This is a genomic window from Nocardia sp. NRRL S-836, from assembly GCF_001279525.1.
GTDB lineage: Bacteria > Actinomycetota > Actinomycetes > Mycobacteriales > Pseudonocardiaceae > Lentzea.
Genome location: NZ_LGDY01000102.1, coordinates 142,470 through 159,916, shown reverse-complemented (window position 1 = coordinate 159,916; position 17,447 = coordinate 142,470). Strand labels below are relative to the sequence as shown.

13 protein-coding genes are annotated in these 17,447 nt (G+C 70.4%); 8 read left to right on the top strand and 5 right to left on the bottom strand.

Annotated elements, in window-relative coordinates:
- Positions 1 to 34: 34 nt before the first annotated feature.
- Positions 35 to 1,369 (bottom strand): endo-1,4-beta-xylanase, encoded by a 1,335-nt coding sequence (locus ADL03_RS21715; RefSeq protein WP_197288536.1) that lies wholly within the window; start codon positions 1,367 to 1,369, stop codon positions 35 to 37.
- Between the two features lie 487 nt (positions 1,370 to 1,856).
- Between ADL03_RS21715 and ADL03_RS21710 the strand changes: the two genes are divergently transcribed.
- Positions 1,857 to 3,287, top strand: a complete 1,431-nt coding sequence (locus ADL03_RS21710) for a glycoside hydrolase family 6 protein (protein ID WP_082373342.1) — start codon at positions 1,857 to 1,859, stop codon at positions 3,285 to 3,287.
- A gap of 121 nt (positions 3,288 to 3,408) precedes the next feature.
- Here the strand turns inward: ADL03_RS21710 and ADL03_RS21705 are convergent, their stop codons facing one another.
- Entirely contained in the window at positions 3,409 to 5,784 is a 2,376-nt protein-coding gene (locus ADL03_RS21705) for an RICIN domain-containing protein (protein ID WP_053735340.1), read from the bottom strand.
- A 266-nt stretch (positions 5,785 to 6,050) separates the two neighbouring features.
- On the opposite strand from ADL03_RS21705, the gene ADL03_RS21700 reads away from it, so the two are divergent.
- The 6 genes from ADL03_RS21700 to ADL03_RS21675 all read left to right on the top strand — a co-directional run bounded on the left by ADL03_RS21700 (position 6,051) and on the right by ADL03_RS21675 (position 15,157).
- On the top strand, positions 6,051 to 6,824 hold the full coding sequence (locus ADL03_RS21700; protein ID WP_082373341.1) for a FadR/GntR family transcriptional regulator: 774 nt from the start codon (positions 6,051 to 6,053) through the stop codon (positions 6,822 to 6,824).
- 158 nt (positions 6,825 to 6,982) lie between these two features.
- Positions 6,983 to 8,026, top strand: a complete 1,044-nt coding sequence (locus tag ADL03_RS21695; RefSeq protein WP_063798666.1) for a LacI family DNA-binding transcriptional regulator — start codon at positions 6,983 to 6,985, stop codon at positions 8,024 to 8,026.
- Positions 8,027 to 8,861: 835 nt separating this feature from the next.
- Positions 8,862 to 9,869: a GDSL-type esterase/lipase family protein gene (locus tag ADL03_RS21690; protein WP_053735338.1), complete on the top strand. Its 1,008-nt coding sequence runs from the start codon at positions 8,862 to 8,864 to the stop codon at positions 9,867 to 9,869.
- A gap of 38 nt (positions 9,870 to 9,907) precedes the next feature.
- Entirely contained in the window at positions 9,908 to 11,377 is a 1,470-nt protein-coding gene (locus ADL03_RS21685; protein WP_082373350.1) for a non-reducing end alpha-L-arabinofuranosidase family hydrolase, read from the top strand.
- 166 nt (positions 11,378 to 11,543) lie between these two features.
- Positions 11,544 to 13,193, top strand: a complete 1,650-nt coding sequence (locus ADL03_RS21680) for a glycoside hydrolase family 27 protein (RefSeq protein ID WP_053735337.1) — start codon at positions 11,544 to 11,546, stop codon at positions 13,191 to 13,193.
- Positions 13,190 to 15,157 (top strand): family 43 glycosylhydrolase, encoded by a 1,968-nt coding sequence (locus tag ADL03_RS21675; RefSeq protein ID WP_053735365.1) that lies wholly within the window; start codon positions 13,190 to 13,192, stop codon positions 15,155 to 15,157. Before ADL03_RS21680 ends, ADL03_RS21675 begins: the two co-directional genes overlap by 4 nt.
- Here ADL03_RS21675 and ADL03_RS21670 read toward each other — a convergent pair.
- The gene (locus ADL03_RS21670) at positions 15,154 to 15,432 is read right to left on the bottom strand and encodes a hypothetical protein (protein ID WP_053735336.1); all 279 of its coding nucleotides are present in this window, start codon (positions 15,430 to 15,432) and stop codon (positions 15,154 to 15,156) included. The genes ADL03_RS21675 and ADL03_RS21670 overlap by 4 nt on opposite strands.
- Positions 15,429 to 16,250 carry a phytanoyl-CoA dioxygenase family protein gene (locus tag ADL03_RS21665; protein WP_197288535.1) on the bottom strand — a complete coding sequence of 274 codons (822 nt, stop codon included), beginning with the start codon at positions 16,248 to 16,250 and terminating at the stop codon, positions 15,429 to 15,431. The genes ADL03_RS21670 and ADL03_RS21665 overlap by 4 nt, the downstream gene beginning before the upstream one ends.
- Positions 16,251 to 16,321: 71 nt before the next feature.
- Between ADL03_RS21665 and ADL03_RS21660 the strand changes: the two genes are divergently transcribed.
- Positions 16,322 to 17,080, top strand: coding sequence for an AraC family transcriptional regulator (locus ADL03_RS21660; protein ID WP_053735335.1), 759 nt, complete (start codon positions 16,322 to 16,324; stop codon positions 17,078 to 17,080).
- A gap of 27 nt (positions 17,081 to 17,107) precedes the next feature.
- On the opposite strand, the gene ADL03_RS50850 is transcribed toward ADL03_RS21660, so the two are convergent.
- Entirely contained in the window at positions 17,108 to 17,440 is a 333-nt protein-coding gene (locus ADL03_RS50850; protein WP_082373340.1) for a leucine zipper domain-containing protein, read from the bottom strand.
- Positions 17,441 to 17,447 lie beyond the last annotated feature (7 nt).

The window sequence follows — 17,447 nt, the reverse complement described above, 5'->3', positions numbered from 1 at the left end:
CGGAACCGTCCTCGGCTGGTGCTGGTGCCGGACGTCAGCGCGTGGAGCAGGTCGGGTTGAGGCCCGATCCGCTGCCGCTGCCCTGGAAGCCGAACTCGGTGGACTGGCCGGCCGGCACGCTGCCGTTGTAGTCCACGTTGGTCCAGTTGACGGTGCCGCTGGTACCACTGCCGTTGGCACCCCACGAGCCGGTGACCGAGCCGCCGGACAGGGTCGTCGTGACCCGCCAGCCGTTCAGTGCCGACGACCCGGCGGTGACCTTCACCGTGGCGACGAAGCCGCCGTTCCACTGGTTCAGCGACACCGAGGCGGTGCAGTCACCGGGGGGAACGGGGTCGGTGGTCGTCGTCGTGGTGGTCGTCGTGGTCGTGGTGGTGGTCGTCGTCGGGCCGGGGCCACCCGCGTTCAGCGCGTTCAGCACCGACGTGTACGCGGGCTTCTTGGCGCCCGAGCTGGTGAACAGCAACGGGTTCTCGCCGCCGCGCCAGGAGTCGCTGTCGCGGATGCCCCACACCGTGATGCCGGCGCAGCGGGTGACCGCCATGCACGCCCTGGTCACCGCGCCGTAGGCGTTGGCCTGGTTGGACCCGGAGATGTCCAGCTCGGTGATCTGCACCTCGACGCCGAGGTCGGCGAAGCGCTGGAGGTTGGCCTGGTAGTCCGACGGCGCGTTGTTGCTCAGGTGGGACTGCATCCCGACGCAGTCGATCGGCACGCCGCGGGCCTTGAAGTCGCGGACCATGTTGTAGATGCCGGTCGACTTCGGGTTGATGCTGTCGGTGTTGTAGTCGTTGTAGCAGAGCTTCGCGCCGGGGTCGGCGGCACGGGCGGCCCTGAACGCCGCCTCGATCCAGTCGTTGCCGGTGCGTTGCAGGTTGGAGTCGCGCCGGCCGCCGCTGTTGCCGTCGGCGAACGCCTCGTTCACGACGTCCCAGGCGTAGATCTTCCCCTTGTAGTGGGTGGCGACCTGGGTGACGTGGTTGATGGCGGCCTGGCGCAGGTCCGAGCCGCTGAGCCCCTGGGCCCAGCGCGGCTGCTGCTGGTACCACAGCAGGGCGTGACCGCGCACGCGCTTGCCGTTGTTCAACGCGTGGTTGAGGATGCGGTCGCCGCCGGAGTAGTTGAACTGACCGCGGTTGGGCTCGGTCGCGTCCCACTTCATCTCGTTCTCGGCGGTGACCATGTTGAACTCCGTGTTGAGGAGGTTCACGTAGGTCGAGTCGCCGAGCTTCTGGGCGGCCACGGCGGTGCCGAAATAACGACCGCTCTGAGCCGCTGCGGCGCCGAGAGTGGTGGCCGCGTTCGCGGTGGCGGTGACGACCAGTGTCGTACCGAGTGCCGCCGCGACGACTGCCGAAACGATTGGCACAAGTGACACTGACCTCGATGTCAGTTTCATCTTCCACACTTTCGAAACATGCCCGAATGCCGGGCTCGATGGGCAGGGCGAACAGTTCGCACGGGCTGAGCGCCCGGTGCGCCGGTGCCGGGCCTCGCTGCGTGCGTCGAAGGTGTTGCCTTTCCTGTCAAGGAGTGTGGCAGCTCCATGTTCACGCTCACAAGGCGATGGCAACGGTTTGCCGGCGAGATTGAGCTGAACGGGCTACCAAATGCAGGGAGCGCTCCCAGTCCGCTCATCGAATCCGTCGAACGCGATTTGTTGAAGGGCGGTCGAACGCCCAACGCTAAAGTTAACGCTCACATTTTTAGCGTTTGACCCGTCCTCGAAGCCGTGCCTACGGTGGGTTCGATCCAGACGAGCGGCTGAGTGGACATTTCCGCCACATTGCTTGTGAGAGCGCTCTCATGATTGTTCGGCCCCATATCGGAACAGCAACGACGCTGCGAGGACCTGAATGAGAACAACCGATCCTGCACGCGCCGGCGCCAGCACGCCGACCCGTGGTTCCTCGTCCCTGCCCCACCGTCCGGCCGGCACGTGGCGGCGGGCGGCGGGCGCCTGCGCGGCCGCGGGCGCCCTGGTGGCCGGGACCGTCGTCATGGCGGTGAGCGGTGGCGCGACCGTCAGCGCCGCGGAGTCGGCGTTCTACGTCGACCCGTCGAGCTCCAGCGCGAAGTGGGTGGCCGCCAACCCCGGCGACTCGCGGGCCGCGCTCATCCGCGACCGGATCGCCTCCGTGCCGCAGCCGCGGTGGTACACCACCACCAACACCTCGACGGTCCGGTCGGAGGTCAGCTCGTTCGTCGGCGCGGCCGCCGCGGCCGGGAAGATCCCGATCCTGGTGGTCTACAACATCCCCAACCGCGACTGCGGCGGCGCCAGCGGCGGCGGCGCACCGTCGCACCAGGCGTACCGGGCGTGGGTGGACGAGGTGGCGGCGGGTCTGGGCGGCCGGCCGGCGACGATCATCCTCGAGCCCGACGTCCTGCCGATCATGACCAGCTGCCAGAGCGCCGACCAGCAGAACCAGACGAAGGCCTCGATGGCCTACGCGGGCAAGAAGCTCAAGTCCGGTTCCGCGCAGGCCAAGGTGTACTTCGACATCGGCCACAGCGCGTGGCTGAACGCCGGTGAGGCCGCGAACCGCCTGCGTGCCGCGGACATCTCCAACAGCGCAGACGGCATCTCGACCAACGTGTCGAACTACCGCTCGACCGGTGACGAGGTGAACTTCGCCAAGTCCGTGCTGAACGCCGTCGGCGACAGCCGCCTCAAGGCCGTGATCGACACCAGCCGCAACGGCAACGGCCCCGCCGGCAGCGAGTGGTGCGACCCGGGCGGCCGCGCGATCGGCACGCCCAGCACGGCGAACACCGGCGACAGCAAGATCGACGCGTTCCTGTGGATCAAGCTGCCCGGCGAGTCGGACGGCTGCATCGGACCGGCCGGCCAGTTCGTGCCGCAGCGCGCCTATGAGCTCGCGCTGGCGGCGGGCCCGATCACCACCACGACCACCACCACCACGACGACTACGACCACCACGACCACCACGACGACCGGCGGCAACCCCGGCAGCGGCTGCCGGGCGAGCCACCGCGTGATCAGCCAGTGGCAGGGCGGCTACAGCGCCGAGATCGTGCTGGAGAACCGCGGCTCCGCCGTCAACGGCTGGACCTTCACCTTCTCCGCGCCCGGCGTGACCGTCACGCAGGGCTGGAGCGGCACGTGGAGCGACAACGGTGACACGGTCAGCGTCGCCAACGCGGCGTGGAACGGCTCGATCCCGTCCGGTGGCCAGGTGTCCATCGGCTACAACGCGAACTACACCGGGTCGGCGCCGCCGTTCGCGTCGCCGGCGCTGAACGGAGCGGTCTGCTCCTCCTGACGTTCCTCCGGCAGGGAACCGGTTCCCCGTCACGGCCAGCACCCCGGCCGTGGCGGGGCACTGCCGTGCGCCGTGAGTGCGGAGACCGGACGGCGCCGGTCCCCGCACCCCGCCGCGCGGCTCAGCCGCGCAACGCCCACTGCTGGTTCGTTCCGCCGTGGCAGGTCCAGAGCTGGACCAGCGTGCCGTTCGCCGTGCCGTTGCCGCTGGCGTCCAGGCACAGCCCGGACTGCGCGCCGCTGATGCTGCCGTCGGCGTTGACGTTCCACTGCTGGTTCAGGCCGCCGTGGCAGTCCCACAGGATCGCCGCGGTGCCGTTGGTCGTGCCCTGACCGGAGGCGTCGAGGCACTTGCCCTGCACCGTCAGCTGCTTGCCCGCCGTGTGGCTCCAGCGCTGGTTCGCGCTGCCCGTGCAGTCCCACAGCCGCGCCTGCGTGTTGTTGGTCGCGGCGGCCACGTCCAGGCAGCGGTTCGACTGGGCGCCGACGACCGCGACGTTCTCCCGGCCGCCGCCACCGGTGCCGCCGGGTCCGGCGTTCGCCATCACCGCCTGGGCACCCGCCGGCCAGTTGCCGTTGGACACCACGACGTTGCCGTTGACGACGTTGCCGCGGTCGCCGTTGGTGATGTTGGTGCTGTTGTTGGTCGACCAGTTGTTGCTGACGGTCCAGTTGCCCATGTTCTCGCCACCCCAGTAGTTCGCGGTGGCCCAGGTGCCGGTGGCGGAGAAGACGTTGCCGGTGGCGCGGTAGTACTTCGAGCCCTCGTCGAAGTACAGGCCGAACCAGCCGTTGGTGCGCAGGCAGTGGTTACCGCTGATCTCGGCGTTCGGGTTCCACCCGAGCGTGTAGATGCAGCCGCCGTCGGTCATCTGCTGCATGACGTCGTGCACGTAGTTGTTGAGCAGCCGGTTGCCGGTCGCGGTCGTCGGCGTCGAGTACCGCGGCTGGTAGTTGTACAGGCCGCGGTTGGCGTAGTGGTTGCTGCCGCCCGCGTCGTTGGCGCCCCAGCCGTACCCGAGGGACAGGCCGGAGTACGGCAGGTTGTAGATCTCGTTCTGCGCCACGGTCGCGCCGTTGACGTACGTGTTGAGCACCGACACGTTGCCGCGGTACTCGACGGCGATGTCGTGGATGCGGTTGTAGCTCACCGTGATGTCCCGGTTGACCATGCGCTGGTCGCTCGGGTGGTGGGCGTCGGCCCGCACGCCACCGACGACGACGCCACCGGCCGAGGTGCGCGCGATCTCCGAGCGGGTGACCGTGATGCCGGACGCGCCCAGCCCGACGCCGCTGGCGTGGGCGTTGGCGTCGTTGCCGATCCCGATGGCGGTCTGACCCAGGTTGAAGAACCGCGAGTCGGTGAACGTGATGCCGCTGGCCGCGGAGACCTGCACCGCCGCCGGCATCTGCGACCAGTGCGGCCGCACCGCCTCGAACTGCGCGCAGCCGCTCTGGCAGGAGTTGATCCGGTCGGCGGGCCAGTTCTGGTTGCCCGACATGTACGCGCCGGTCTGCTGGTCGGCGAAGCCCTGGTTGCTGCTGGGGCCGAGCCACGACGTGCCGGTGAAGGTGATGCCGCTGAAGGTGATGTTGCGCGCGGGAGCGTCGTAGGTGCCGCCGACGTTCACGAGCGACTGCAGCGTCGGCAGCTCGACGCTGACGTTGCTCATGTTCTGCCCGGCCAGCGGGATGTAGTAGAGCGTGCCGGTACCGGGGTTGAGGTACCACTCGCCCTGCGCGTCCAGGAACTCGTAGGCGTTGGCCAGGTACAGCGGCCCGGCGCGGTGCGGCTTGCTCAGCGTGTCGTAGCCGAACGTGTTGTTGTTCCAGGCGGGCTGCTGCATCGTGAGGAAGTTGCCGCTGATGCTCTGCACCGGCGAGTACCGGTCGGTGAACGAGTTGACGCTCTCCACCTCGACGCGGTTCTGGTTCGCCAGGGTGTTCAGGTAGTTCAGCGCGCTGTTCGAGAAGCGCATGCCCGTGTCGGTGAACGTGAAGTCCGCCCGGTTGACCTGCGTGCGCGCGCGGCTGGCGATGGCGCCGTTGACGTAGAGCTGGCGGCTGTCGACGCCGGTGCCGACGTTCGCCCGCCAGATGTTCTTCCCGGAGTCGGCGACCGACCACCCGGTGACCGCCCTGGCGCCGCTGATGACCGGCTTCGCCGACGCGGCGGCCTGCCACAGCACGCGGTAGCCGCCGGTGCCGGAGTCCGCCGAGGTGAAGCGCAGCGGCTGGGAGAGCCGGTACACGCCGTCGGCCAGCTCCACGACGATGTCGCCGGTCATCGAGCCGGTGCGGGAGCGCACCGCGGCCTGTGCCGCGGGCAGCGCGCACGGTTCCGTGGCGGTGCAGGCGGTACCGGTACCGGTGGGGGAGGCGTAGAGGGTGGTGGTGGCCGCGGTGGCGGGGGGAGCGGTGGCGAGCGCGGCGGCCACCACCGCCGTGACGGCGAACGCGGCCCGCCTGCGCGTGTCGGGGAACGAGGACGTGGACAAGGGACCTCCTGGTGAGGGGTGTGGCCTGGTCACCCTCCCGTTGCGGCGGACGGGGCAGAGTTGTGTCCGGTGTGGACGACGAGGTGGAGCTGCCGTGGTGGTGGAGGACGACCACGGTGGCCGGTGCGCCGGGATCCGCTGGAAGCGGTGTGACACCCGCGTCAGGAAACAAGTCGGAACGTAACTCGTATGACGTGTGACGTCAATGGTGTTACGTATACTGTCGGATCGCCGCCACCGACGTCGGGCAGCGCAACGGAGGCAAGATGTCAGCGACACGTTCGCAGCCGGAGCCGGCCACCGCCGTGCGTCCCGGCTGGACGCGGCGACCGGCCAACCTCGCGACGGCCGTCACCGCGGAGCTCGTGCAGCGGATCGTGCGCGGCAACTACCCGCCGGGCACGACGCTGCCGCCGGAGCCGGTGCTCTGCGAGACCTTCTCGGTGAGCAGGACCGTGGTCCGCGAGGCCGTGAAGGTGCTGCAGGAGAAGGGCTTGGTCCGGGTGCGCCAGGGCGCGGGCACCACGGTGACACCGCAGGCCCAGTGGAACATGCTCGACGAGCTGGTCCTCGGCGCCACGATCGCCGAGGACGAGACGCTCGCGATCCTCGACGACGTGGTCGTCACCCGGCGGCTGCTGGAGTCGGACATGGCCCAGGTCGCCGCCCGCACGCTGGAGCAGGACGTGCTGGACCGGTTGCGCGCGCTGGTGGACCGGATGGACGAGCTGGTCGACGACACCCCCACCTACGAGGAGCACGACCGGCTGTTCCACGACACGATCATGCAGGCGTCCGGCAACCGCATCGCCCGCGGTGTCGTGCGCGCGCTGGAGGGCCAGGTGATCCACACGTCCGGCTACCAGGGCAAGAGCGACCGGGACCTGTGCAAGGCCTCCAACAAGGGGCACCGCCGCATCTACGAGCGCCTCGCGGCCCGCGACGCGCCCGGCGCGGCGAAGGCGATGTTCACCCACATCACCGAGGCGTGGCTGGTGCGCCGCGGCAGGGCCGGCGACCCCGGCCGGCTCAAGCGGTAGGGCCGGCGCCCGCCCGGTGGTCCCTCCGCCAGGACCGCCCGGCGAACGCCAGGCCCGCGAACGTGTGAACCACAAGCATTTCGTGCAACCTTCCGACCGGATGAGCGGTCGGAACCCGTACTGCGACGGGAGGCGGATCCGGAGTGGGACGAACGCGCGTGACACTGGCCGACGTGGCGGCCGCGAGCGGGGTGTCGGTCACCACGGCGTCACTCGTCCTGACCGGCCGCGCACGCGAGCTGCGCATCTCGGAGGCGGCTGAGCGCAGGGTGCGCTCCACCGCCCAGGAACTGGGCTACCGGCGCAACAGCGCACTGGCCGCGAGCCCGCGCACCGGCCGTTCGCAGACGATCGGCTTCGTCTCGGACACGGTCGCGTCATCGGGCCTGGCCGGCGACATGGTGCGCGGCGCCGTGGATGCCGCCTACCAGCACGGTTTCATGCTGTTCGTCGGCGAGTCCGGCGGCGACCAGGTGATCGAACGGGCACTGGTCGAGTCGATGCGCGACCGCCGCGCGGACGGCATCATCTTCGCCGCCATGCACACCAGGGCGATCGTCGTGCCGGAGGGCGTGAACGACGGACCGGCCGTGCTGCTCAACGCCACCGCCTGGACCCGCTCCGGCGCCCCGTCGGTGGTCCCCGACGAACTGCAGGCCGGCCGCTCGGCCGCACTCGTGCTGGTCGAGGCCGGCCACGAACACGGCGTCCACCTGATCGGCGCCGGCCCCGGCGCCTACGACGTGCCACCGAACAGCATCGCGGCCGTGGAACGCCTCCTCGGCCTGCGCGACGTCTTCACCGCCGCAGGCGTCGAGGTGGTCAGCGCCCACCGCTGTCCGAAGTGGACACCCGAACACGGCTACGACGCCACCAGGGACCTGCTGCGCCACCACCTGCCCAAGGCCCTGGTCTGCTTCAACGACCGCCTGGCCTTCGGCGCGTACCAGGCCCTCGCCGAAGCCGGCCTCTCGGTCCCCGACGACGTCTCGGTCATCGGCTTCGACGACCACCCGGTCGCGTCGTGGATGCGCCCCCGGCTGACCACCATCGCCCTGCCGCACCACGAGCTGGGCGCCCAGGCCGTCAAGGTGCTGGTCGACATGGTGGAACGGCGCGGCCGTGACGCTCGGGCGCCGATGGTGCACCGGGTGCCGATGCCGGTGCGGGAGGGTGGCTCGGTGGCGCCTCCGCGCGGCTGACCTGGGGCCGGGTGGTGAGGGGCAGGGGCGGCGGGCGGCGGACCTGGGCGTCGGGCGCGGCGGACCTGGGCGTCGGGCGGCGACGTCCAGAATTGTCGGTCCCTGTGAGTAGGTTGGGTCGCGGGGGGCCCGGCTTTGCGGGGGACCCCTGCGTGAGCTTGCGATGCTGCGAGCCTGGGTTGCCGCGGGGCTGGGGTGCCGGTGCGGAGGGGTGGCTCGGTGGCGCCTCCCTGCGGCTGACCTGGGTGCGGGCGTCGAGGGGGCGAAACTGTCGGTCCCCGTGAGTAGGTTGGGTCGCGGGGGGTCTGAGTCCGCGGGGGACCCCTGCGCGAGCCTGTGATGCCTTCGGGTTGCTCGCTGCAGCGCTGGGCGCCATTGCAAGGCTGGCGGATCGCGGGGTCGGGCGCATCGCAGGGCTGGCGTACCGCAGTGCCTGGCGTACCGCAGGCGGTGCGTAGCAGGGCGGGGTGCACGCAGAGCCGGCGTACCGCTGGCCTGCCCGCCACTGGCCTGCCCGCCGAGTCGAGTTCGCCCCTGTGCCACCGCCGGCTCGGCCTCTCGCGCAGCCTCGACCACCCGGAGCGCCCCGCGCCCCGTACACCGACAGCCCACCCACCTCGGGCCAAATGTTCGCGCTAACAGTCTACCCCCGCGTCGAACGGCATTCGACGCCCAAACCAGCGCACAGCTAAAGGTTAACGCTCACAACTTTAGCTTTGACCCCCTGTGACTGCCTGGTTACATTGCTGGGAGTCGGCCCCTGCGCTGACCGCTCGTCAACGAAGACGCAGGGAGACCTCGGGCCTACCACCCGGTCTCCCGGGAAGGCTCACCCATGCCGAGCCCGCTCAAAGCGCTGTGCGCAGCCGTCATCGCTGTGCTGCTGGTGGCACCGCCCGCGGTCGCGGGGGAGTCCTCTGTGGACGTCCAGGCCGATCCGGTGCGGGTCATGCCGCTCGGCGACTCGATCACCCAGGGCGGCTCTATCGGTGGTTACCGCCTCGACCTGGGGGCGAGGCTGCGGGCGGCTGGGCGCAACGTCGACTTCGTCGGGTCGCTCGCCGACGGGCCCTCCTCGATGCCCGACCGCAACCACGAGGGTCATCCGGGCTGGACCATCGCGCAGGTCGACGCCAACGTCGTGAACTGGTTGCGCACCTACACGCCGCGGACGATCTTGCTGCACATCGGCACCAACGACATGTACAGCAGCGACCCGGCCGGTGCGCCGCGGCGGTTGTCCGCGCTGGTGGACAAGATCACCGCGCAGGCGCCGTCGGCGGAGGTGTTCGTCTCCACGATCATCCCGATCCGGTTCGCCGACCCGACCGTGCGCGGCTACAACGCGGCGATCGTGCCGTTGCTGCGGGCGAAGGCGGCGGCGGGCAAGCGGGTGCACGTGGTCGACATGTACTCGGCGGTGCCGATCTCCGACCTGCCCGACGGCATCCACCCCAACGCCGCCGGCTACAGCAAGATGGCCGCGGTCTGGTTCAACGCGCTGTCCGCGGTGCCCGGCAGCATCGGCGAGCCGCAGCAGCCCGGTGGTGGCTCGTGCACCGCGACGGCCCAGGTGACCGGGCACTGGGACGGTGGCTTCCAGGCCGAGGTGACCGTCGCCAACCCCACCGCGGCGGCGCTCAGCGGCTGGACGGTCCGGTTCAGCCTGCCCGGCGGGCACACCGTCAGCCAGATCTGGGGTGGTACCGCCAGCGGCTCGGTCACGGTCACCAACGCCGGCTACAACGGCACGGTCGCGCCCGGTGCCGGCACGACGTTCGGCTTCCTCGCCGCCGGCTCGGCCGCCCCCGCGGTCGGCGCCGCGACCTGCAGCAGCCCCTGACCCCCGCTCGCCCGACCCTCCGACGACGAAGGGTGATCATGTTCTTCGCACGACGACTGTTCACGTCCCGCCGGGCCCGGCTCACGGTCCTGGCCGCGGTGCCGCTCATGGCGGTGTCCGCGCTGACCGCGGTGGCACTGCCGCCCGCGTCGGCGGCCCCCGGCTGCTCGGTCACCTACGCCGCACCGTCGCAATGGGACGGTGGGTTCACCGCGAGCGTCACCGTCACCAACCTCGGCGACGCCGTCGACGGCTGGACGCTGACCTGGAGCTACGGCGCCGGCCAGAAGGTGACGCAGGCGTGGAACGCCCAGGTGGCCCAGTCCGGTGCCGAGGTGACCGCGCGCAACGTCTCCTACAACGCCGCGATCCCCACCGGCGGCCGGGTCGAGTTCGGGTTCAACGGGACCGCCAGCGGCACGAGCAACCCGAACCCCACCGCGTTCACCCTCAACGGCACCCTGTGCACCGGTGACGTCGGCCCCACCACCACGACGACCACGACCACCACGACGACGACCACGACCGGCAACCCGCCCGTCGGCAACCTGCCGTCGAGCTTCCGCTGGTCCTCCAGCGGCGCGCTGATCGCTCCGAAGCCGGACTCGGCGCACCGGACCGTGTACTCGGTCAAGGACCCGAGCGTCGTCTACCACGACGGCAAGTACCACGTGTTCGCCTCGGTGTACACCAACGGCTACAACCTGATGTACACGAGCTTCAGCGACTGGTCGCAGGCGTCCTCGGCACCGCACTACTACCTGGACCGCACGGCCGTGGGCACCGGTTACAAGGCGGCGCCGCACGTGTTCTACTTCGCGCCCCAGCGCCTGTGGTACCTGGTGTACCAGACGGGGTCGAACGCGTCGTACTCCACGACGACCGACATCTCCAACCCGTCGTCGTGGTCGGCGCCGAAGAACTTCTACGCGAACGGCATGCCGCAGATCATCCGCGACAACATCGGCAACGGCTACTGGGTCGACTTCTGGGTCGTGTGCGACACCGCCAAGTGCTACCTGTTCTCCTCCGACGACAACGGTCACCTGTACCGCTCCGAGACGACCGTGGCGCAGTACCCCAACGGGTTCACCAACACCGTGATCGCGTTGCAGGACTCGAACCGCAACCGGTTGTTCGAGGCCTCCAACGTCTACAAGGTCGCGGGCAAGAACCAGTACCTGCTGGTGCACGAGGCCATCGGCTCGGACGGCCGGCGCTGGTTCCGCACCTGGACCGCCCCGGCGATCACCGGCCCGTGGACGGCGCTGGCCGCCGAGGAGTCGAACCCGTTCGCCAGGCACAACAACGTCACGTTCCCGAGTGGACAGTGGACGCGCGACATCAGCCACGGCGAGATGATCCGCTCCGGCATCGACCAGACGATGGAGATCAACCCGTGTCAGCTGCGCTACCTCTACCAGGGCATGGATCCCAACGCCGGGGGTGACTACAACCAGCTGCCCTGGAAGCTCGGCCTGCTGACCCAGACCAACTCGGCCTGCTGACGCCGGACCGGGCTCGGCCCGCTGATTCCGAACCGACCTCGGCCCGCCGATCCAGGGCCGACCGCAGCCCGCCGACCCAGAACGACCTCGACCTGCCGACCCCCAAGACGGACGCCGCCGGCCACCCGCTCCGGCGGCGTCCTCCCCCTGCCAGAAAGAGGCCACGATGCGCTCTCGGACCAGAAGACTGGCGCACCTAGCCGTCGCCGTGCTGGCGGCGGTAGCGACCGTCACCGCCAACCCCGTCGCGTCGCCGCCCGTCGCCGCCGCGGCGCCCGGCAGTCCGGCGCTGACCCCGCCGCTGGGCTGGAACAGCTGGAACAGCTTCGGCTGCGGCATCACCGAGGCACAGGTCCGCCAGGCCGCCGACGCGATGGTGTCCTCCGGCATGCGCGACGCCGGCTACCAGTACGTGGTCGTGGACGACTGCTGGTTCGACCCGCAGCGCGACTCGGCGGGCAACCTGCGGGCGCACCCGACGAAGTTCGCGAGCGGCATGAAGGCGCTGGGCGACTACATCCACTCGCGCGGCCTGAAGTTCGGCATCTACCAGGTGCCCAACGAGAAGACGTGCGCGCAGGGCACCGGCGCCTTCCCCGGCGCCACCGGCAGCAAGGGCCACGAGGCCCAGGACGCCCGCACGTTCGCCTCGTGGGGCGTGGACTACCTGAAGTACGACTGGTGCTCGGGCGCCGGCACCCGTGACGAGCAGGTCGCGCGGTTCTCGATCATGCGGGACGCCCTGCGCGCCACCGGCCGCCCGATCGTCTACAGCATCAACCCCAACAGCTTCCACGCCATCACCGGCGACCGGTACAACTGGGGTGAGGTCGCCGACCTCTGGCGCACCACCGAGGACCTGCTGGACATCTGGCAGAACGGCAACGTCAACAGCTACCCGATGGGCGTGGGCAACGTCCTGGACGTCACCGCCCCGCTCGCCGCCCAGGCCGGTCCCGGCCACTGGAACGACCCCGACATGCTCGTCGTGGGCCGTCCCGGGCTCACCATCACCGAGTCCCGCGCGCACTTCGCGCTGTGGTCGCTGATGGCCGCGCCGCTCATGGCGGGCAACGACATCCGCACCATGTCCGCGGACGTGAGCGCGGTCCTGCGCAACACGCGGCTGATCGCGGTGAACCAGGACAGCCTGGGCGCGGGCGGGCGCCGGGTGCGTGACGACGGCGCCACCGAGGTGTTCGCCAAGCCGCTCGCGGACGGCTCGGTCGCCGTCGGCCTGTTCAACCGGGGCAGCGGCACCGCGACCGTGTCCACCATTGCCGCCCAGATCGGCCTGTCGGGCAGCGGTTTCACGCTGACCGACCTGTGGACCGGTGCCACCTCGTCGACCTCGGGCGCGATCTCCGCCTCCGTGCCCGCGCACGGCGTGGCCGCCTTCCGGGTGACCGGCGGCAGCCCGCTGACGGGCACCACCGCGCGACTGCGCGGCACGGGCGCGAACCGCTGCCTTGACTCCGAGAACGGCGCCACCGCCGCGGGCACCAACGCCGTGATCCAGGACTGCAACACCGCCGCGAGCCAGCAGTGGACCACCTGGGCGAGCGGTGAGGTGCGCGTGTTCGGCGACAAGTGCCTCGACGGCTACAACCAGGGCACCACCAACGGCACCCGCGTGATCATCTGGCAGTGCAACGGCCAGGCCAACCAGCAGTGGACCGCCCAGGCAGACGGAACGCTGCGCAACACCCAGTCCGGCCTGTGCCTCGACGTCGAACGGGCCGCGACCACCAACGGATCCAAGCTGGTCCTGTGGACCTGCAACGGGCAGAACAACCAGAAGTGGACGCGGTCATGAGGCGCGCACCCCTCGCGGCCGGGCTGGCCGCGCTCACCCTCGTGGCCGCCGGACTCGCCGCGACCACGGCGGCACACGCGGCTCCCGGCTGCTCGGTCACCTACACCAAGACCTCCGAGTGGCAGGGCGGCTTCGGTGCGTCCGTGTCGATCACGAACACCGGCGACGCGCTCAACGGCTGGACCCTCGAATGGACCTACGCCTCCGGTCAGCAGGTCGGGCAGCACTGGAACGCCACGATCACGCAGAGCGGGGACCAGGTCAGTGCCCGCAACGTGTCCTACAACGGCTCCGTGCCCACCGGCGGCAAGGTGGAGTTCGGGTTCAACGCCACGGTCACCTCGACCAACCCCGACCCGGTGTCCTTCCGCCTGAACGGCACCACGTGCGACGACACCGGCACGCCTACCACGACAACGACCACCACCACTACGACGACCACGACCACGACCAGCACGCCCCGGCCGTCGTCGTTCACCAACCCGGTGCTGTGGCAGGACTTCGCGGACATCGACATCATCCGCGTCGACGACGCCTACTACTACTCGGCGTCCACCATGCACTACTCGCCGGGCGCGCCGGTGCTGCGTTCCTACGACCTGGTCAACTGGGAGTTCGCCGGCCACTCCGTGCCGCGGCTGGACTTCGGCAGCAAGTACGACCTCAACGGCGGCCGCGGCTACGTGCGGGGCATCTGGGCGTCGTTCCTGCAGCACCGCAAGAGCAACAAGACGTTCTACTGGGGCGGGTGCGTGGACTTCGCCCAGACCCACATCTACACGGCCACCGCCGTCGACGGGCAGTGGTCCAAGCACGCCACCATTCCCAAGTGCTACTACGACGCCGGCATGCTGGTCGACGACAACGACACGATGTACGTCGCCTACGGCAACACCACGATCAGCGTCGCGCAGCTGTCGGCGGACGGGAAGTCCGAGGTGCGTTCGCAGCAGGTGTTCCAGACGCCCTCGAACATCGGAACGCTGGAGGGTTCCCGGTTCTACAAGCGGGGCGGCAACTACTACATCTGGCTGACCAAGCCGGCGAACGGCCAGTACGTGCTCAAGTCGTCCAGCCCGTGGGGCCCCTACACCGTCCAGCAGGTGCTGCTGAACATGCCCACGCCGATCCAGGGCGGCGGGGTGCCGCACCAGGGCGGCCTGGTGCAGACGCAGAACGGTGACTGGTACTACATGGCGTTCGTCGACGCCTACCCCGGTGGCCGCGTGCCGGTGCTCGCACCGGTCACCTGGACCTCCGACGGCTGGCCGCGCATCACCACGGTCAACGGCGGCTGGGGCGCGAACTACCCGATGCCGAACCTGCCCGCACCACCACGTCAGGTCAAACCCATGACCGGCGTGGACACGTTCCAGGGCACACAGCTCGGGCCGCAGTGGGAGTGGAACCACAACCCCGACACCACGAAGTACAGCGTGAACAACGGTCTGCGGCTCTCGACCGCCACGGTCACCAACGACCTGTACAACGCCCGCAACACCCTGACCCACCGCGTGCAGGGCCCGACCTCCACGGCCACCGTCGAGCTCGACGTGAGCGCGATGCGCGACGGCGACCGCAGCGGTCTGGCGATGCTGAGGGACTCCTCGGCCTGGATCGGCATAAAACGCGACAGCGGCCGCAACCGCGTGGTCATGGTCAACGGCCTGACCATGGACTCGAACTGGAACACGACCGGCACCGGCACGGAGGTCGCGAGCGCGAACTTCACCGGCACCCGGATCTGGTTGCGCGCCAACGCCGACATCAGACCCGGCAGCGGCAGGCAGGCCCGGTTCTCCTACAGCACCGACGGGGTGAACTTCAGCTCGCTCGGCAGCGGGTTCACGCTGAAGAGCGACTGGCAGTTCTTCATGGGCTACCGGTTCGGCATCTTCAACCACGCCACGCAGGCGCTGGGCGGATCGGTCGGGGTGTCGCGGTTCGCGCTGACCACGCCCTAGCCGGAGATCTGGCCGAGTTTCTCGAAGAAGAACTCGTGCTTGAGGAACGACACGTCGTACTCGCCACCCGGATGGGGCGGAAGCAGTTGCGCGGCCTGGAACAACCGCCAGCCGTCCCGCAACGCGGCCACCCCGTCCGGGTACGGCGGCTCGTCCGAGTCGCCGGTGGTGGGCCGCGACGCGCCCGTGCCGTCGTAGCGCGCCCAGCCGACCACGTGCGAGTCGAGCGCGGAGGTGGACAGGTACAGCACCAGGACCTGCTGCCGGACGGTCATGAGCGGCTCCGCTGCGAGGGACGGTTCGTGACGCGGGTGACCCAGTGCTCGACGTCGAACGAGTCGTCGCCGGTCAGCGCACGCCACAACCGCACCCGGTTGTGGACCTCCAGGCGGCCGGTGGCCTGCTCGTACCACGGGAAGTAGCGGCCCAGCTCGGTCGTGACCGCGGGGTCGGCCAGGTCGGCGGTGTCCCACAACCGCACCTGCGGCACGGTCGGGTTGAACCGGATCTTGAACATGTACCGGCGCCGGGCGCTGTCGTTGCGGCGCCCGCCGTGCCAGATCCCGTGGTGCAGCAACAGGACCGTGCCCGCCGGGCAGACCAGGCGGGTCTGGCCGCGCAGGTTCTGGTAGCGGCCGGTGTCGCTCTCGTTGGTGCGGCGCAGGTGGCTGCCCGGCACGAGCAGCGTGCCGCCCATGTCCGCCGTGACCTCCTGCGGGTAGTACATGAGCTGCACGTCGAACGCGTCCGGGCGCACGTCGATGATCGCGTCGCCGTGCAGCGGCTGGGCGTGGCCCTCGTGCGGTTCGCGGACGTGCACCGCGTGGTGGTCCACGGTCGGCGACGGCCCGACGAGCGACCGCAGGGCGCCCGCGACGGCCGGGAGTTCGACCAGCCGCCGGGGCAGCGACCCCGGCGGGTAGGCGTCGGCCAACGGGGTGCCGTGGGGGACGTCCGGCAGGCCGGCCGGGAGCAGGTCGAGTGCTTCCCGGTTCAGCTCCGCCGGCACGACCGCGTCCAGCCGCAGGTGGCCGTGCGCGACGAACCGGGCCAGCTGCACCGAGGTGAGCAGCGGGGGAGTAGTGGTTGGCATGCCACGAAAGTAGGCGGCGGGTCCGTGCGCGGCGTGGGTTGAAATCACCCACTGCTGGTAGTTTTTCACCCGTGCGTCAGGTCGTGCTGCCCCTGGGCGAGGCGCCGGTGGTGGCCGACGCCGGGGTGGCGGTGCACGGGACCACGGTGCTGGAGGACGTCTTCCGGCTGCCCGGCCTGTGGCAGCTGCACCTCTACGGCTACGAGGGCGTGCTCGAGCTCGGCGGCACGCGGCACCGCATCGCCCCCGGCCACGTCAGCCTCGTCCCGCCCGGCACCGAGGTCCGCTTCCGGTACCGCGGCCGGTCCGAGCACCTCTACGCCCACCTGCGCCTGCCGGCCGGCGACGGGCACCGGGTGGCGCCGGTGATGCAGGACGCCGGTCCGAACAGGACGGTCATCGACCGGCTGATGCGCGGAGCCCTCGCCGCCGCACCGCCACGCGCCGCCGCGCACCTGTGGACCGTGCTGTGGCAGCTGACCGACGCGGCGCCGGCCGGGCGCGGCCGGCCGGACCCGGTGGCGGTGGCCGCCGCGCACATCGAGGCGAACCTCGCGGGCCCGCTGTCGGTGGCGGAGGTCGCCGAGGTGGCCGGGGTGTCGCACAACCACCTGACCCGGCTGTTCCGCGCCCGCACCGGCACCACCGTGGTGGCCTACCTGCGCCGCCGTCGCGTGGAGCGGGCACACCACCTGCTCACCGCCTCGACGCTGTCGGTCACCGCCGTCGCGGCGGCCGTCGGCATCCCGGACCTGCAGGCGTTCAACAAGGTGTGCCGCCGGGAGCTGGGCGCGTCACCGCAGGCGATCCGCGGGGCCCAGCTGTGCTGACTCGTGACGTTGTCGACGTCCAAGGGGTCAGTCGGGGGTGATGGGTGGCCGCCGAAGGCGGTGTGGGCGCGTTCGTAGCGGATGCCGCTGTGGCGGCGGCACACCGGCAGGCCGGTGATCGGGTCGGCCACGGCCAGGGCGGGCTCGCCGCGGCCGCGCAGAATCCGGCCTGTCGTGGAGGCCAGCAGGCCGGACAGGTCCACCGGGCCGCGTCGTACCTCCCGCCGCACGGCCGGAATGCGGTCCTCGACCTCGGCCGGTGTCCGGGCGGGGCTGCGAGCTGCGATCTGCCAGGCCCACGCCGCCCTCAGGTCGGTGCCAGGCCGGCCACTTGTGCACGGTGGCCCTTGAGATGCCCAGCTGGTCC

Bases quoted from the DNA above. Each gene is read 5' to 3' on its own strand.
- ADL03_RS21665 (WP_197288535.1), bottom strand. From the start codon at position 16,250: ATGCCAACCACTACTCCCCCGCTGCTCACCTCGGTGCAGCTGGCCCGG.
- ADL03_RS21710 (WP_082373342.1), top strand. From the start codon at position 1,857: ATGAGAACAACCGATCCTGCACGCGCCGGCGCCAGCACGCCGACCCGT.
- ADL03_RS21670 (WP_053735336.1), bottom strand. From the start codon at position 15,432: ATGACCGTCCGGCAGCAGGTCCTGGTGCTGTACCTGTCCACCTCCGCG.
- ADL03_RS21675 (WP_053735365.1), top strand. From the start codon at position 13,190: ATGAGGCGCGCACCCCTCGCGGCCGGGCTGGCCGCGCTCACCCTCGTG.
- ADL03_RS21680 (WP_053735337.1), top strand. From the start codon at position 11,544: ATGCGCTCTCGGACCAGAAGACTGGCGCACCTAGCCGTCGCCGTGCTG.
- ADL03_RS21685 (WP_082373350.1), top strand. From the start codon at position 9,908: ATGTTCTTCGCACGACGACTGTTCACGTCCCGCCGGGCCCGGCTCACG.
- ADL03_RS21690 (WP_053735338.1), top strand. From the start codon at position 8,862: ATGCCGAGCCCGCTCAAAGCGCTGTGCGCAGCCGTCATCGCTGTGCTG.
- ADL03_RS21700 (WP_082373341.1), top strand. From the start codon at position 6,051: ATGTCAGCGACACGTTCGCAGCCGGAGCCGGCCACCGCCGTGCGTCCC.